General features: G+C 60.9%; 15 protein-coding genes. 12 read left to right on the top strand and 3 right to left on the bottom strand.

The window, feature by feature from the left end:
• Window positions 1–24: 24 nt before the first annotated feature.
• The 9 genes from deoC (at window position 25) to hpaH (ending at window position 10,410) form a co-directional block, all read left to right on the top strand.
• Window positions 25–999, top strand: a complete 975-nt coding sequence (gene deoC, locus M3P21_RS03305) for a deoxyribose-phosphate aldolase (protein WP_249707113.1) — start codon at window positions 25–27, stop codon at window positions 997–999.
• A gap of 10 nt (window positions 1,000–1,009) precedes the next feature.
• A complete protein-coding gene (locus tag M3P21_RS03300; protein ID WP_249706769.1) occupies window positions 1,010–3,382 on the top strand; it encodes an aldehyde dehydrogenase family protein in 2,373 nt (790 codons plus the stop codon).
• Entirely contained in the window at window positions 3,379–4,386 is a 1,008-nt protein-coding gene (locus M3P21_RS03295; RefSeq protein WP_249706767.1) for an aldose epimerase family protein, read from the top strand. The genes M3P21_RS03300 and M3P21_RS03295 overlap by 4 nt, the downstream gene beginning before the upstream one ends.
• 85 nt (window positions 4,387–4,471) lie before the next feature.
• Window positions 4,472–4,861 (top strand): 5-carboxymethyl-2-hydroxymuconate Delta-isomerase, encoded by a 390-nt coding sequence (locus tag M3P21_RS03290; protein WP_249706765.1) that lies wholly within the window; start codon window positions 4,472–4,474, stop codon window positions 4,859–4,861.
• Window positions 4,858–6,366: a 5-carboxymethyl-2-hydroxymuconate semialdehyde dehydrogenase gene (gene hpaE / locus M3P21_RS03285; protein WP_249706764.1), complete on the top strand. Its 1,509-nt coding sequence runs from the start codon at window positions 4,858–4,860 to the stop codon at window positions 6,364–6,366. The genes M3P21_RS03290 and hpaE overlap by 4 nt, the downstream gene beginning before the upstream one ends.
• Before the next feature lie 12 nt (window positions 6,367–6,378).
• On the top strand, window positions 6,379–7,362 hold the full coding sequence (gene hpaD / locus M3P21_RS03280) for a 3,4-dihydroxyphenylacetate 2,3-dioxygenase (protein WP_249706763.1): 984 nt from the start codon (window positions 6,379–6,381) through the stop codon (window positions 7,360–7,362).
• Window positions 7,363–7,370: 8 nt separating this feature from the next.
• Window positions 7,371–8,768 (top strand): pyridoxal phosphate-dependent decarboxylase family protein, encoded by a 1,398-nt coding sequence (locus tag M3P21_RS03275; RefSeq protein ID WP_249706762.1) that lies wholly within the window; start codon window positions 7,371–7,373, stop codon window positions 8,766–8,768.
• The gene (locus M3P21_RS03270; RefSeq protein WP_249706761.1) at window positions 8,765–9,616 is read left to right on the top strand and encodes a fumarylacetoacetate hydrolase family protein; all 852 of its coding nucleotides are present in this window, start codon (window positions 8,765–8,767) and stop codon (window positions 9,614–9,616) included. The genes M3P21_RS03275 and M3P21_RS03270 overlap by 4 nt, the downstream gene beginning before the upstream one ends.
• A complete protein-coding gene (gene hpaH, locus M3P21_RS03265; RefSeq protein ID WP_249706760.1) occupies window positions 9,613–10,410 on the top strand; it encodes a 2-oxo-hept-4-ene-1,7-dioate hydratase in 798 nt (265 codons plus the stop codon). The genes M3P21_RS03270 and hpaH overlap by 4 nt, the downstream gene beginning before the upstream one ends.
• Window positions 10,411–10,414: 4 nt before the next feature.
• On the opposite strand, the gene M3P21_RS03260 is transcribed toward hpaH, so the two are convergent.
• The 3 genes from M3P21_RS03260 to M3P21_RS03250 all read right to left on the bottom strand — a co-directional run bounded on the left by M3P21_RS03260 (window position 10,415) and on the right by M3P21_RS03250 (window position 12,808).
• Complete coding sequence (locus tag M3P21_RS03260; RefSeq protein WP_249706759.1) at window positions 10,415–10,654, bottom strand: hypothetical protein; 240 nt, start codon at window positions 10,652–10,654, stop codon at window positions 10,415–10,417.
• Window positions 10,651–11,808 carry an aromatic ring-hydroxylating oxygenase subunit alpha gene (locus tag M3P21_RS03255; protein ID WP_249706758.1) on the bottom strand — a complete coding sequence of 386 codons (1,158 nt, stop codon included), beginning with the start codon at window positions 11,806–11,808 and terminating at the stop codon, window positions 10,651–10,653. The genes M3P21_RS03260 and M3P21_RS03255 overlap by 4 nt, the downstream gene beginning before the upstream one ends.
• A gap of 64 nt (window positions 11,809–11,872) precedes the next feature.
• Complete coding sequence (locus M3P21_RS03250; RefSeq protein WP_249706757.1) at window positions 11,873–12,808, bottom strand: LysR substrate-binding domain-containing protein; 936 nt, start codon at window positions 12,806–12,808, stop codon at window positions 11,873–11,875.
• Window positions 12,809–13,060: 252 nt separating this feature from the next.
• Between M3P21_RS03250 and gap the strand changes: the two genes are divergently transcribed.
• From gap to M3P21_RS03235, 3 genes are all read left to right on the top strand, one after another.
• Window positions 13,061–14,062: a type I glyceraldehyde-3-phosphate dehydrogenase gene (gene gap, locus M3P21_RS03245; protein WP_249706753.1), complete on the top strand. Its 1,002-nt coding sequence runs from the start codon at window positions 13,061–13,063 to the stop codon at window positions 14,060–14,062.
• Window positions 14,063–14,072: 10 nt separating this feature from the next.
• Window positions 14,073–15,350: a phosphopyruvate hydratase gene (gene eno / locus M3P21_RS03240; RefSeq protein WP_249706751.1), complete on the top strand. Its 1,278-nt coding sequence runs from the start codon at window positions 14,073–14,075 to the stop codon at window positions 15,348–15,350.
• 148 nt (window positions 15,351–15,498) lie between these two features.
• Window positions 15,499–16,476, top strand: a complete 978-nt coding sequence (locus M3P21_RS03235; RefSeq protein WP_444544556.1) for an IS5 family transposase — start codon at window positions 15,499–15,501, stop codon at window positions 16,474–16,476.
• Window positions 16,477–16,975 lie beyond the last annotated feature (499 nt).

Here is a 16,975-nt window from a genome sequence, read left to right as displayed (position 1 = left end):
GACATCACCCAAACGGCGGACCAACTGCCCGTCGCGCCGCACCCTGCGCGGTTCCCGCGCAATCCCGGCATACCACTAGACCTTGATTGGGTGTCCTCGGTTCAGGCCAACACCTCTGCCGTGGAACGCCGCGCTGGTAGCCTCGGTGCGCGGCGCAGCGTCAAGAAGGACTATCAGGCCGCCTGGCTGCTGCGCGCGATCACGCTGATGGACCTGACGACGCTCAACGGTGACGACACGCGCGGCAAAGTCCGCCGCCTTTGCGCCAAGGCCAAACGCCCATTGCGCCAGGACCTTGTTGAGGCGCTGGGGGTCCAAGACCTCAACATCACCACCGGCGCTGTCTGCGTCTATCACGACATGATCGGCACGGCGGTCGAGGCGCTCGAGGGCAGCGGCATCCCGGTTGCCGCCGTCTCGACCGGCTTTCCCGACGCGCTCAGCCCGTTCCACCTGCGGGTGCAGGAGATCGAGGAATCGGTCAAGGCCGGTGCAGCTGAAATCGACATCGTCATTTCGCGCCGCCACGTGCTGAGTGGCGACTGGCAGGCGCTTTATGACGAGATGCGCGCCTATCGCGAGGCCTGCGGCGAGGCGCATGTGAAGGCGATCATCTCGACCGGCAATCTGGGCAGCCTGCGCAATGTGGCGCGCGCCTCTCATGTCTGCATGATGGCGGGGGCCGATTTCATCAAGACCTCGACCGGTAAGGAAAGCGTCAACGCAACGCTCCCCGTCAGCCTCACCATGGTGCGCACCACACGCGAATACGAGGCGCGCACCGGCTACAAGATCGGCTTTAAACCGGCGGGTGGGATATCAAAGGCCAAGGATGCGCTGGTCTACATGTCGCTGATGAAGGAAGAGCGCGGCAATGATTGGCTGGAGCCGGACCTGTTCCGCTTTGGCGCCTCCAGCCTTCTGGGCGACATCGAACGCCAACTCGAACATTTCGTAACGGGCCGCTACTCGGCCGCGTTTCGCCACGGCATCAGCTAGGATACAGGGCATGACAGTTTCAGAGATCTTCAAGACCATGGATTACGGCACCGCCCCCGAAAGCGCGTCCGAGGTGAACGCCTGGCTCGACCGCCATGATCGCACGTTCGGCCTGTTCATCGGCGGAGCTTTCACCAAGCCCGGCAAGGCGTGTTTCGACAGCGTGAACCCTGCAAATGGCGAGGTGCTGGCGTCGCTGACCGAGGCTACGGCCAAGGATGTGGACGCCGCCGTCAAAGCCGCCTCGAAAGCGCAGAAAGGCTGGGCTGCGCTTGGCGGGGCCGGGCGGGCGCGGCATCTATATGCGCTGGCACGGCTGATCCAGAAACACGCCCGTCTGTTTGCCGTGCTGGAAAGCCTCGACAATGGCAAACCGATCCGCGAAAGCCGCGATGCGGACATTCCGCTGGCCGCACGCCATTTTTACCATCACGCCGGTTGGGCACAGCTGGTGGAAAGCGAGATGCAGGGCTATGAGCCGATCGGTGTCGCCGGACAGGTGATCCCGTGGAACTTCCCCTTCCTGATGCTGGCATGGAAGATCGCTCCGGCGCTGGCGATGGGCAATGCGGTGGTGCTGAAACCGGCTGAATACACCTCGCTCACCGCGCTTCTGTTTGCCGAGATCTGTGTCGAGGCGGGGCTGACCGAGGGTGTGGTGAACATCGTAACCGGCCACGGTCCCGTCGGCGCGATGATTGCCGAACACAAGGACGTGGCCAAGGTGGCTTTTACCGGTTCAACCCGGGTGGGTCGCATCCTGCGCGAACAGACCGCCGGGACCGGCAAGAAGCTGACGCTGGAACTGGGCGGAAAATCCCCCTTCATCGTCTTCGACGACGCCGATATGGACAGCGCGATCGAAGGGATCGTGGATGCGATCTGGTTCAATCAGGGGCAGGTCTGCTGCGCCGGGTCGCGCCTGCTGGTACAGGAGAACATCGCCGAGACCTTTCATGACCGATTGCGGCTGCGGATGCAGAGCCTGCGGGTAGGAGACCCGCTGGACAAGTCCATCGATATTGGTTGCGTCGTCGATCCGGTCCAACACAAGCAGATCACCGCGATGGTGGATCAGGGCGTGGCCGAGGGTGCCACAGCGTTTCGCGGCGAAGCCTCCTTGCCGGAGAATGGCTGTTATTATCCGCCGACCCTGCTGACCGGGATCGAGGCAGGTGACACTCTGGCGCAGGAAGAGATCTTCGGCCCGGTTCTGGTCTCGATGAATTTCCGCACCCCCGCCGAGGCGGTGCAGCTAGCCAATAACAGCCGCTACGGGCTGGCGGCCAGCGTCTGGACCGAAAATATCAACCTCGCCCTTGGTGTCGCGCCGCAGATCAAGGCGGGGGTGATCTGGGTCAACTGCACCAACCAATTTGACGCCGCCGCAGGCTTCGGCGGTTACCGTGAAAGCGGGTTCGGGCGCGAAGGCGGGCGCGAGGGGCTCTATGAATATGTCAAACCGAGCTACCTTAAGTCGCTGAAGGATGCCGCTCCGGCCAAACCTCATGCGCTCAGCGAAGGGGGCGGTGAGGGCATCGACCGCACCGCCAAGATGTATGTCGGCGGCAAGCAGGCGCGGCCCGATAGCGGCTATAGCGCACCGGTGACCAACCCCAAAGGCAAGCTGATCAGCCATGTGGGACTGGGCAACCGCAAGGACATTCGCAACGCGGTCGAGGCGGCGACTGCGGCATCGGGCGGCTGGGTCAAAGCCTCGGGGCATAACAAAGCGCAGATCCTTTATTTCATCGGTGAAAACCTCGCTGCACGCGCTGAAGAGTTCGGGGCCCGTCTGAGCGCAATGACCGGAGCATCGGTCAAATCCGCCGCGCAAGAGGTCGACGCCGCCGTCAACCGGCTGTTCACTTATGCCGCCTGGGCCGACAAATATGACGGGCAGGTGCATTCGGTGCCGGTGCGCGGCGTGACCGTGGCGATGAAGGAACCGGTCGGCGTGATGGGCATCGCCTGCCCGGATGAGGCACCGTTGCTGGGCTTTGTCTCTCTCGTGGCACCGGCAATTGCCATGGGCAACACTGTAGTGGCAGTGCCCTCGCCGGTACATCCGCTGGTGGCCACCGACCTCTATCAGGTCCTCGACACTTCCGACTTGCCGGGCGGGGTGGTCAATATCGTGACCGGAGATCGGGACGAGCTGAGCAAGACGCTGGCCGATCACTATGGCGTCGACGGGGTCTGGTATCACGGCTCGGCCGAGGGGTCGAAGATGGTGGAACACGCCGCCGCTGCCAACCTGAAACGGACCTGGGTGAATTATGGCAAGGCCATCGACTGGCTGAACCCCGAACAGGCCGAAGGTCAGGAATATCTGCGGCAGGCAACCGAGGTCAAAAACGTCTGGATCCCCTACGGCGAATGAGTCCTGCGCGGGTCACACGCTTCGGAGCGCTGCCCGATGGTCGGCAGGTTCAGCGCATTGCCATTGCCCGAGACGGGTTATGCGCGCAGGTGCTGACCTATGGGGCGATACTGCAGGACCTGCGGCTGGACGGGGTCGCCTATCCGCTGGTGCTGGGTTGGCCCAGGCTAGCGGATTACCTGCAAAGCGGCGCCTACTTCGGGGCCATTGTCGGGCGCTTTGCCAATCGGATCGCGCAGGGGCGGTTTCGCGCAGGCGGGCGCTGGCACCAAACTGACCGGAATTTCCGTGGCCGCCATACATTGCATGGAGGCCGTCAGGGCAGTGACAAGTTGCTCTGGTCATTGGCCGCACAGACCGAGGATGCGGTGACGCTGACGTTGGAAATGCCAGATGGTCAAATGGGCTTTCCCGGCAATCTGGGCGTGGAGGTCACTTATGCGATCCGGCCTAGTGCGGTGCTGGAAATCGTGATCGAGGCGCACTCCGATCAGGAAACACCCTGCAGTTTCGCACCTCATAACTACTTCATTCTGGATGGCAGCGGCAGTATCCGGGACCATCAGCTTGAGATTGCCGCGGATCACTACCTGCCGGTTGATGGCGATCTGATCCCTACCGGCGTACAGCATCCCGTCGCGGGCACCGGGTTCGACTTTCGCCAGCTCCGCGCGGTTGGTGATCACCCTTTCGACCACAATCTCTGCCTGTCATCCGAACGGTCAGAACTGCGCCAAGTGGGGCGATTGATGTCGTCTGATGGATTGCTGGGCATGAGCCTCCACACCACCGAGCCAGGCTTGCAGATTTACACCAACAGCCAATTCGATGAGCCGGATCGCCTCGGCCTGCAAGGCGGGCCGTATCAACGGTATGGCGGTCTTGCGCTTGAGCCGCAGGTCTGGCCGGATGCGATGAACCAGACGCGTTTTCCCGACGCGATTCTGACCCCGGACAGGGCATACCGCAGTCACAGCCAGTTCAGATTTCAACACCTTATCTGATCACGGTATTGCACACGGAACCAGTTCGTTGACTTTTTCCTACATTTTCATTAACATGATAACTAATAGAGTCGGAGAACCTGTGATGCCGCACCTGTCGATCGAATATTCGGCAAATCTGGATGACTGCGTCGATATCTCGGCACTATGCGCGCATCTGCGACAGGCTGCTGCCGGGATCGAGGCGTTTCCTCTGGCCGGGCTGCAGGTGCGGGCCTTGCGCGCCGATCACTATGCCATTGCCGATGGCGATCCCAAGCATGGCTTTGTCGATATCTCGGTCCGGTTGCGGGCCGGTCGCCCGATGGAAACCCGCAAGGCAGCGGCGGATGTACTGTTCCGCGCGGCGGAAGAATTTCTTGCGCCTTACATGGCGCAGAACTCGCTGGCCCTGTCGCTGGAGATGCGCGACATTGACCCCGAGCTGTCGCCCAAAACCGGCACGATCCGTGAACACCTTGGAGGCCCCCGATGACAGCGCTGTCCCAGAACATCGAACGACTCGACGGGTTCCTGACCCGGTTTCGCGCCAAGGGTATCCGGCATCGCATCGCAGGGCAGGATCGGGGCGGATCGGGTGGCACGTTTCCGACGATCTCACCGGTGGACAAGAGCGTGATCTGCGACGTGGCGCGTGGCGACGCTGCCGATATCGACGCGGCGGCACAGGCGGCGGCGGCAGCCTTTGCCGGTTGGCGCGACACGTCAGCGGGTGAACGGCGCGAAATCCTGTTCAACGTAGCAGCGGGCATCGAGGCGCGCGCCGAGGAAATCGCGCTATGTGAGTGCTGGGACACCGGACAGGCATTGCGTTTCATGTCCAAGGCGGCACTGCGCGGGGCCGAGAATTTCCGCTATTTCGCCGATCAGGTGGTACAGGCCCGCGATGGTCAACATCTGAAATCGCCGACGCTGATGAATGTCACCACCCGAGTACCGATTGGCCCGGTGGGGGTCATCACGCCGTGGAACACGCCCTTCATGCTGAGCACCTGGAAGATTGCTCCGGCGCTGGCGGCGGGCTGCACGGTGGTGCACAAACCAGCCGAGGCCAGCCCGCTGACCGCACGCCTGCTGGTCGAGATCGCCGAAGAGGCGGGTCTGCCGCCCGGTGCGCTGAACATGGTGAACGGATTTGGCGAGGATGCGGGCCGCGCACTGTGCGAACACCCCCTGATCCGCGCGATTGCCTTTGTCGGCGAAAGCCGGACTGGCAGTCTGATCACCAAACAGGGGGCGGACACGCTCAAGCGCAACCATCTGGAGCTGGGCGGCAAGAACCCGGTGATCGTTTTTGACGACGCTGATCTGGACCGGGCGCTGGATGCGGTGATCTTCATGATCTATTCGATCAATGGCGAGCGCTGCACCTCGTCCTCGCGCTTGCTGGTGCAGGACACGATCCGCGAAGAATTCGAGGCGAAGCTGGTCGAGCGGGTGAACAACATCAATGTCGGCCACCCGCTGGACCCGGCGACCGAGATCGGGCCGCTGATCAGCGAGGAGCATTTCAACAAGGTCACCTCGTATTTTGATATCGCGCGGCGGGATGGTGCCACCGTTGCTGCCGGGGGTGAGACGGTGGGTGACGCAGGTTATTTCGTGCGTCCCACGCTGTTCACCGGGGCCAGCAATGACATGCGTATCGCGCGCGAAGAAATCTTTGGTCCCGTCCTGACCGCGATCCCATTTAAAACCGAGGAAGAGGCGCTCGCCCTCGCCAATGACACGCCATACGGGCTGACGGGCTATGTCTGGACCAACGATCTGACCCGCGCTTTGCGCTTTACCGACCAGCTGGAAGCGGGGATGATCTGGGTAAATTCCGAGAATGTCCGCCACCTGCCCACGCCCTTCGGCGGCGTCAAATCCAGCGGTATCGGGCGTGATGGCGGCGACTGGTCCTTCGAATTTTACATGGAGCAGAAACATATCGGTTTTGCCACCGGTGCTCACAAGATCCCGCGTCTGGGTGCGTAAAGGAGAGACCTGATGCCCGTTCCCGCCCCCAATCTTTATCCCGCTTTCAACACGATCCGGCTCAGCCATGTGTGCCTCAATGTCAGCGACCTGGCCGCCTCGCGCGCCTTTTATGTCGATATGTTCGGGCTGCAGGTCACCGATGAGGATGACACCTATATCTACCTGCGCGCGCTGGAAGAGCGGGGGCATCATTCGGTGATTCTGCAGCGCTCCGACCAGCCCGGCACGGTTGAGGTAATGGGGTTCAAGACCTTCGATGAGGGCGATCTGGACCGGGCCGATGCCTATTTCCGCGCCAAGGGGCGGCCAACCGAATGGGCGCAGCGCCCGTTTCAGGGCCGCACCTTGCTGACCTCGGACAATATGGGCATTCCGCTGGAGTTCTATCACCAGATGGACCGGCTGGCACCCATCCATCAGGAGTATGGGCGGTATCACGGGGTGCGGCCGCTCCGGATCGACCATTTCAACTGTTTCTCGACCGATGTGGATGACAGCGTTGCCTTCTACAGCGATTTCGGCTTCCGAGTGACGGAATATACCGAGGATGAAGAGAGCAAGCGCCTCTGGGCCGCGTGGCTGCACCGCAAGGGCGGCGTGCATGACATGGCGTTCACCAACGGGCGCGGGCCGCGGATGCATCATGTGGCTTTCTGGGTGGCCAACCCGCTGCATATCATCGACCTGCTGGATGTGATGGCAACCACCGGCTACGTGGGCAATATCGAGCGGGGGCCGGGGCGGCATGGGATTTCCAATGCCTTCTTCCTCTATATCTTGGACCCGGACGGCCACCGGATCGAGATCTACAGCTCGGATTACCAAACCGTCGATTCCGATCACGAGCCGATCAAATGGGACCTGAAAGACCCGCAGCGTCAAACACTCTGGGGTGCCCCCGCACCGCGCAGCTGGTTTGAACATGGCACCGAATTTGTGGGCGTTCCGGTGAACGACCCGGATCTGGATGCCAGCCCGATCATCGCACCTTGAGGTCAACAATGGAGTGGGATGAATTCGCCCATTGGGGCAAGCATATCTCGGATTGGGCGGCGGAGTATCACAAGACCCTGCGGGACCGGCCAGTGCGCGCGCAGACAGCACCCGGTAAGATCGCGGCACAACTTCCCACCGCACCGCCGGAAAGCGCTGAGGCGATGGATGCCATCATGGCCGATTTCGAGCGGATCGTGATGCCGGGTATCACCCATTGGCAACATCCCCGCTTCTTTGCCTATTTCCCGGCCAATGCCGCGCCACCCTCGATGCTGGCCGAGATGCTGGTCACCACGATCGCCGCGCAATGCATGTTGTGGCAGACCTCGCCCGCCGCTACCGAGGTCGAGGGCGTCATGGTCGATTGGCTGCGTCAGGCGCTGGGGCTGGGCGCGGGCTTTAGCGGTGTCATTCAGGACAGCGCGTCTTCGGCGACGCTGTCGGCGGTGCTGACCATGCGCGAGCGCGCCACCGGGTGGCGCGGCAACCGCGAGGGGTTGTCGGGGCAGGGGGCCTTGCGGATCTATTGTTCGGATCAGGTCCATTCCTCGATCGACCGGGCCTGCTGGGTGGCCGGAATCGGGCAGGACAATCTGGTCAAGATCAGCACAACAGGACCACGCCATGGGATTGATATGGAGGTGTTGCGCCGTGCCATCGCCTCAGATCGCGCTGCGGGGCATATCCCAGCGGGGATCATCGCCGTGACCGGCGCGACGGGGATCGGAGCGAGCGACATTCTGGGCCCGGTGCTGCAGGTGGCGCGGGACGAGGACCTCTATACCCATCTGGATGCCGCCTGGGCCGGAGCGGCGATGATCTGTCCGGAATTTCGCAATGACTTCTGGGCGGATGTGGACGGATTCGACAGTATCGTCTTCAATCCACATAAGTGGCTGGGCGCGCAGTTCGATTGCTCGGTCCAATTCCTGCGTGACCCGCAGGCGCAGCTCAACACGCTGAAGATCGAGCCGGAATATCTGAAAACCTCGGGTGCCAAGGTCACCAATTTTTCCGAATGGACGATCCCGCTGGGCCGCCGGTTCCGGGCGCTGAAAATCTGGTTCCTGTTGCGTGCCTACGGCGTCGAGGGGCTACGCGGGCGTATCCGCAACCACGTCACCTGGGCCGGTGAGCTTTGTGAACGTATCCGCGCGCTTGACGGGTTCGAGATTGTGACCGAACCGATCCTGAGCCTGTTTTCCTTTCGCTGTCCCGGTGATGATGCAACCCAGCAAAGGCTGGTTGATGCGCTCAACGATGATGGCCGCATCTACCTGACCCAAGGGATGCACAAGGGCCGCAAGATCATCCGGTTTTCGGTTGGCCAGTTCGACTGCACCCGCGACGATGTGATGATGGCAGCGCAGGTCATCGACGAGGTCTGGAAGGAGATCGCATGAGGTTTGCCACCTATTCCGCCGAAGGCGAGACATTTTATGGCGCCGTAACCGATGCCGGCATGATCGCGCTCAGCCCAGAATTTCCGCAGTGGCCGACGCTGCGCGACGTGATTGCAGCACAGGGCCTGCCGGTGCTGGAGCAGGCAGCGCAGGGCCGGGAGGTCACGCATGCCGATGTCATCTATCAGATCCCGGTGCCGAACCCCGGCAAGATCATCTGCGTGGGCGTCAACTTTCCCGACCGCAACGCAGAATACAAGGATGGCAGCGCGCTGCCGAAATACATGTCGCTGTTTCCGCGCTTTGCCTCATCCTTTACCGGACATGGCCAGCCCCTGATCCGCCCGCCCGAGAACCACACGCTGGATTACGAGGGCGAGGTGGCGGTGGTGATCGGCAAAGGGGGTCGTCGGATCGCCACGCAGGACGCCTATGACCACATCGCGGCGCTGACGCTCTGCAATGAGGGCACCATTCGCGACTGGGTACGGCACGCGAAATTCAACGTCACTCAAGGCAAGAACTGGGACCTTTCGGGCGCAATCGGGCCGTGGCTGGTGCCTTTCACCGATCCCGCGCAGTTGGATGCGGCGCGGATCGTAACGCGAGTGAATGGCGAGGTGCGGCAGGAGGATACGCTGGATCGCATGATGTTCCCGATCCGCGAAGAGATCGCCTATATCTCGACCTTCACCACGCTTGAACCCGGCGACATCCTCATCACCGGCACCCCCACTGGTGCTGGCGCGCGGTTCGACCCGCCGCGCTATCTGGTTCCGGGTGATGTCGTCGAGGTCGAGGTCGAGGGCATCGGCCTCCTGCGCAACGGGGTGGAGGACGAGGCATGACGCCCGAAGAGCATGCGCAGGCGGCCTCGGATCTACTGCGCGCCGAAGAGACCGGCCAACAGATCGGGCTTTTAAGCCTGCGCCATCCCGAGATCGATATGGATGACGCCTATGCGGTGCAGGCCGCATTGATGGCGCATAAACTGGCGCAGGGCCGACGGGTGATCGGGTGGAAGATCGGATTGACCTCGAAAGCGATGCAATCGGCGCTGAAGATCGATATCCCCGATAGCGGCATTCTGTTTGATGACATGGCGTTCGAGACCGGTGCGATGGTGCCGCAGGGCCGCTTTATCCAGCCCCGGATCGAAACCGAGATCGCCTTTGTGATGAAATCCCCCGTGGGCGGAGAGGTGACGGCGGAGGATATCCGCGCGGCAACCGATTATGTCTGCCCTGCCATCGAAATCCTGGATACGCGCATCCTGCGCGCTGACCCAGAAAGTGGCCGCGCCCGCAATGTCTTTGACACGATCAGCGACAATGCCGCCAATGCCGGTGTGGTGCTGGGTGCCGAACGTCATGACGTCGATGATTTTGACCTGCGCTGGGTCGGTGCGCTGACGTTCCGCGACGATGAGGTTGAAGAAACCGGGCTGGGCGCGGGGGTGCTGAACGATCCGGTGGAAAGCGTCGTCTGGCTGGCCCGCCGCATGGCGCACTATGGCCAGCGCATCAAGCCGGGGCAGATCATCCTGTCGGGAAGCTTTATCCGGCCTGTCGAATGCCCGCCCGGCTCGCGCATCCAGGCGGATTTCGGCCCCTTCGGCGCGGTTGCGGTGAATTTCGCCTGACCGCTCAGGGCTGCCACGGGTGCGCGCGGCCTTTGTCGACCAGACGCGCATTCAGAGCCCGCGCTTCGGGCACGCCGATTTCCAGCGCAAAAACAAAGGCATGAGTCAGATAAAAACAGGCGGCGTCCAGATCACCGCCTGCTTCGCTGTGATCCGCCGCCTGCGTATAGAGCCGCACCAGCGCTGTTTTGTCCTCCGCAGCATGGGCCTGCAGCAATTGCTGATCAAGTGCGCGGGCATTCACGGCGTGGCCCGCCGCCCTTCGACCTGACTGGCCACCCAATGGTGGAAATTATGCGTTGGCCCATCCATCACCGGCGAGAACCGTCCGCCATCGAACAACATGCCATGGCGCCCGCGCTGCATGCCCTCGACGACAAAGACATCCTCTTCAAACACACCGAGCCATTGTTGCGCATTTGCCTCGCGCAGCGCGTTCAACTCGGGCGTATCCGTACTGGACTGGGCATAATAGAGTTCCACATGCTCGACCGTGCGCTCACAGCCGACCGGTTCCAGCACGATCGCAAAGCTATGGTCGCGCTGCACGCCCAGCAATACGTTGGGATAGACGGCAATATATTCCGCCCCCTCATCCCATTTGTCGCTGAGCCCGGCAAAATCGGGAAAAACCGCGCCATCCGCACCCTTGAGCTGTCGATAGACCAGCGTACCCTGCCCGGAATAGGCCCCGCGTTTCTCGATATTGTAATGGTCCTCCAGCCGGGAATAGCTGTTGAGGCCGGGATGCACCCAGGGCAGGTGGTAACTTTCGCAGAAATTCTCGACCGCGAGTTTCCAGTTGGTGGCAACCTCCAGCTTGAAGGAAGATGTACCGCCGCCCGCATGCAGGGGCTGTTCGAACTCGGCCCAGCGGTCCAGAAGGTCGGCATGGGCCTCTTCGAATGCGGGCGCTGTGCCGTCGATATTAACGAAGATCACGTCCTTCCAGACATGGGACCGGATGCGCACCAGACCGAGTTCGTCCAGCTTCACATCCTCATGCCGGTTCTGGCCCGGCCCGCCCACATGCGGCGTCGCGCGCAACCGGCCTTTCAGATCATAACACCAGCTGTGGTAGGGGCAGCGGATCGCGCCGGTGATCTTCTTTGGCGCATCGACCAGGATCATGCCGCGATGGCGGCAGGTGTTCTGGAACACGCCAACCTCGCCGTCCTTGTCGCGCACCAGCAGGAGGGGCATGCCGAGGAAGTCGGTGGGCTTTGCATCGCCGGTTTCCGGAATGTCCTTGCCAAATCCCACCCCGGCCCAGTTCCCGAACAGGACGGCTGAACGCTCTTCTGCAAAGGTCTCAGGATCAGTGTAGTGCGCGTTCGGCAGGCCGTTGGCGGTATTCACCGATGCCATGACCGGTGCAAGCTGTGTCGGTTTGTTCATCGGGCTGCCTCCGCTGTGATGTGTCGGAGCGGTATTGAACGCGCTTTGGCGGGTTCTCACAACCTCAGAAAAGTTGCGTTTGAGATGAACTCAGATCATGCGAGCCCGAGCGAATTTCCCGGATGATCCAGTCGCGCAACTGCATCGCGCTGGCCGAAAGATCGGCATCCGGTTTGCCATGGAGGTAAAACCGATGCGGCGCGCGCAGCATATGCGGCGTGATTGCCACCAAGGCGCCGTTGCTCAGAAGTGGCGCAATCAGGCGTTCCCATCCCAGTACCAGCCCGGCCCCGTCCTGTGCAGCCTGTAGCGCGATGGCGTAATTGTTCACGCGTATGCCAGGATTGACCGGGCCGTCATGACCCAACTGACGAAACCAGTCACCCCATTCGGTCCAGTTTGAATTGTCGGAGGTCGTGTGGATCAGCCGCTGACCGGCCAGTGTCGCCAGACCCGACTCGTTCAGTGATGCCGCCAGCTCCGGCTGCGCCACCGGCAACAGCCGGTCGCGATAAAGCACAGTGCGATCCATCTCAGAATGGCGATAGGGTCCATACCAGATGAACAGGTCGAGGTCGTTCGGGTTAGCAAAAGGACGGTCCCGCACGATCTGGTTCACGTTGATATCCGGGTGCTCGCGCCAGAACCGGAGCACCGCTTGCGATAGCCACAGCGTCGCCACGGCAGAGGTCGAGCCGATGGTCACCACCTTGTCCTCGGACCGGTCGCGCAGTGCCTGAAGGCTCTGCGACATCCGGCTGAACCCGGTCGACAACCCCTGAAACAGGTCGCGCCCCGCCTCGGTCAGTTCCACTCCGCGATGTCGGCGCTGGAACAGGGCAAGGCCCAGTTCCCGCTCCAGCGCCTTGATCTGATGGCTGACCGCGCCGGGGGTCACCGACAATTCCTGCGCGGCGTCCTTGAAGCTCTGATGCCGGGCGGCGGCTTCAAAAGCCGAAAGCGTAGCGAAAGGGGGCAGGTTGTAGTGGCGTCGTGACATGATTGGGCGCGCTATGGATGAATTGACATAACCCGACTATGCCGGGCTTTACCGCCTGAGACCAGCCGCAATCAGGGCCCGGTATCGAAGGACAGCGTGACACTCCTGGTCTGGCATTTGCTTGACAATCGGTCAGGATCTGTGCTTGTTACCGCTAACACTCTCGGGGCGATCAGGGTGCTTTGGCCATTATGATGCGCTGCCGGTCCAACATCAGAATTTCTACGTCATTCAAGGTCTGAGGAGAAAACCGTGGCCGTAACAGTAGCAATCAACGGATTTGGCCGTATTGGCCGCAATGTGCTGCGCGGGATCATCGAATCCGGTCGCACCGATATCGAGGTTGTCGCCATCAATGATTTGGGCCCGGTCGAAACCAACGCGCATCTGCTGCGTTACGATTCGGTGCATGGCCGCTTCCCCTCCGAGGTCACCACAACCGAGACCACCATCGACGCAGGCCGTGGCCCGATCGAGGTGACCGCCATCCGCAACCCGGCCGATCTGCCCTGGAACCATGTGGATGTGGTGCTGGAATGCACCGGCATCTTCTCCTCGAAAGAAGCCTGCCAGGCGCATCTGGAAAACGGCGCGAAGCGGGTATTGATCTCAGCCCCTGGCAAGGATGCGGACAAGACCATCGTCTACGGTGTGAATGACGGCACTCTGACTGGCTCTGATCTGGTGGTTTCGAATGCCTCCTGCACCACCAATTGCCTGTCACCTGTGGCCAAGGTTCTGAATGATACGGTCGGCATCAAGCGCGGCTTCATGACCACGATCCATTCTTATACCGGAGATCAGCCGACGCTGGATACCTTGCACAAGGACCTCTACCGGGCCCGCGCGGCGGCGATGAACATGATCCCGACCTCGACCGGGGCGGCCAAGGCGGTGGGGCTGGTATTGCCCGAGCTGAATGGAAAGCTGGACGGGGTCGCGATCCGCGTGCCGACGCCGAATGTCTCGGTGGTCGACCTGACCTTCGAGGCGGACCGCGACACCAGCGCAGAGGAGATCAACGCCGCGATCACCGCTGCTGCGAACGGGCCGTTGAAGGGCATTCTGGGGGTGACCGACGAAAAACTGGTCTCGATGGATTTCAACCATGATCCGCATTCCTCGATCTTTGCCACCGATCAGACCAAGGTGATGGACGGCAATATGTGCCGCGTTCTGAGCTGGTATGACAATGAATGGGGCTTTTCCATGCGGATGGCGGACACCGCCGTCGCCATGGGAAAGCTGATCTGAGGATAGGGTCATGAGCACGATAATCGACATCTTTGGTCGTGAGGTATTGGACAGCCGGGGCAATCCGACGGTTGAGGTTGATGTTGTGCTGGACGATGGCACGATAGGCCGGGCTGCGGTGCCGTCGGGGGCCTCGACCGGGGCCTATGAGGCGGTGGAGAAGCGCGATGGCGACAGCGCGCGCTATCTGGGCAAAGGCGTGCTGGAGGCCGTCGCCGCCGTCAACGGCGAGATCGCCGAGGCGCTGGTCGGCTTTGACGCCACCGAACAAGAGGCCCTCGACGCCACCATGATCGAGCTGGACGGTACGCCCAACAAGGCGCGTCTGGGCGCCAATGCGATCCTTGGCGTCAGCCTGGCAGTGGCCAAGGCGGCGGCCGATTTCACCACCCAGCCGCTCTATCGGTATGTGGGCGGCACCCAGGCGCGGATGCTGCCGGTGCCGATGATGAACATCATCAATGGCGGTGAACATGCCGACAACCCGATCGACATTCAGGAATTCATGATCATGCCGGTCGCGGCGGAAAACATCCGCGACGCGGTGCGCATGGGGTCCGAAGTGTTCCATACGCTGAAAAAGGAACTCTCGGCGGCGGGTCTGGCCACCGGGATCGGTGATGAGGGCGGCTTTGCGCCCAATCTTTCCAGCACCCGCGACGCGCTGGACTTCATTCTGAAGTCGATCGAGACGGCCGGTTACCGGCCCGGAGAAGATATCTACCTCGCTTTGGACTGTGCCGCGACAGAATATTTCCGCGATGGTAAATATATCCTTTCCGGCGAAGGCAAAACCCTGAGCCCGGCAGAGAATGTCGCCTATCTCGAGGCGCTGGTGAATGATTGCCCGATCATCTCGATCGAGGACGGCATGTCCGAGGATGACTGGGACGGCTGGGCGGCGTTAACCGAATCTTTGGGCGATCGGGTGCAGCTTGTGGGAGATGATCTGTTTGTGACCAACCCCGCGCGTCTGGCGATGGGGATCGAACGGGGTTGCGCCAATTCGATGCTGGTGAAGTTGAACCAGATCGGCACGTTGAGCGAGACCTTGCGCGCCGTGGACATGGCGCACCGAGCGGGCATGACCAATGTGATGAGCCACCGCTCGGGCGAGACCGAGGATGCCACCATCGCCGATCTGGCGGTGGCGACCAATTGCGGTCAGATCAAGACCGGCTCGCTGGCGCGGTCCGACCGGCTGGCCAAGTACAACCAGCTGATTCGCATCGAGGAAACGCTGGGCGAAACCGCCCAATACGCCGGAACCTCTATCCTGCGCGGGTAAACGGGAAACAGTGGCAAAAGATGTAGGGTTCCAAGGACAGCGACGGCGCGATTGATGTGGCGCTGGTCGATCCCTCGCACAGGCGTTGTTGCACAGATCGCAGTCTGGCTGATACCAGAGCGTTTGTTCACCAGTTTGGAAGCCCCTGATGCCGCACAAGTACAATGATGCCAGCCGGCACAAGTTTACCAAGAAGCGATATCGTGTGACGAACTGGTCAGAATACAATGAGAGCCTCCGGCAGCGGGGCGATCTGACGATCTGGATTACTGACGACGCGCTGAAACAATGGCGAGCGCCGCGCCGGTCGACGCCGGGAGGTCAGTCGAAATACTCAGACTTAGCCATCGCAACTTGCCTGATTATGCGCACGATTTACAAACTGCCGCTTCGCCAGACGCAAGGGCTGATGCGCAGCATTGCACGACTGATGGGAGTGGAAGTTCCGGTGCCGGATTTCTCGACGCTGTCACGACGTACTCAGGGTCTGAAACTGCCCGAAAAGCCGCGGATTGAAAATACTGAACCGATCCACCTGACCGTGGACAGTACCGGTTTGAAAATCTTCGGCGAAGGTGAGTGGCAACAAAGCAAGCATGAAACCAATCCCAAACGTAAATCGTGGCGCAAGCGCCATCTGGGTCTGGACCTTGCAAGCGGAGAGGTCGTTTGCGCGGAACTGACGCTGGACGACGTTGGTGATCCAACCGCCTTACCAGGGCTTTTGTACCAAATTGACGATCCGGTTTCGCGTTTCCTTGCTGACGGTGCATATGATGGCGCTCCAACAAATGAGCTGCTCGCGGCGCATTTCGGTGACGGCGTCGAAATTGTCATCCCACCTCCAAGAAATGCCGTTCTTACCTCGAAATCGCCTGATGATCCCTCACCCCGAGACAAGCATATCTCCCAGATACAAGCCCACGGCCGATTGGCCTGGCAAGCCAACAGCGGCTACAATCAGCGTAGCCGGGCAGAAGCACAAATCGGGCGCTGGAAAGCTGTGATTGGGCCGAAACTGAGATCTCGGACCTTCGACAACCAGAAAACAGAGGCACGGATCGGGGTGCAAGCTCTTAACAGAATGACCGAACTTGGCCGCGCTAAGTTCGAGCGTGTCGGCTGAGCTAATTCATGGCTAAGGGCAATCTGCGCTTGTTCGCTGGTCCCTGCAACAACGCCTATTTTGGGCCGAACGCTGGGAACCCAGGTTTCGTTCGGAAGGGAGTGCTTAGGGAAAAAATACCCGTCCCGGCCTGGAAATGAAATTTTCCTTGTGCAGTCTGTGGAAATGATTGTTAACATATCTTCCCGTTATAGTGCCGAGGGACAAATTTATTTTCTCAACCAATACATTTTTGGAGCCATAGAGAATGGATTTGATTGCGACCAACGCCGTGAAACCCTTGATGCATATTGGGCTGCTCTAAAGGACCGTGGATTTAGCAGAGACGCGATAGCCAGACTTCTTCAAGAAACAATGAAGTAAATGACAAAAAAGATCGCGCTGCATATGAGTCCAGATTTCTGGTTTGAGGCATGGATGTGGTGGCGCTCCTGAGAACCTCGAGCTTCATGCGTCATTTGGCACTGATCTCCTTCAAAGCTAGGCTCTGGACCCATTG

It is taken from the genome of Ruegeria spongiae, assembly GCF_023502395.1.
Lineage (GTDB): Bacteria > Pseudomonadota > Alphaproteobacteria > Rhodobacterales > Rhodobacteraceae > Ruegeria_C > Ruegeria_C spongiae.
The sequence above is the reverse complement of the archived record's forward strand: the minus strand, read 5'-3'. Positions and strand labels throughout refer to the sequence as shown.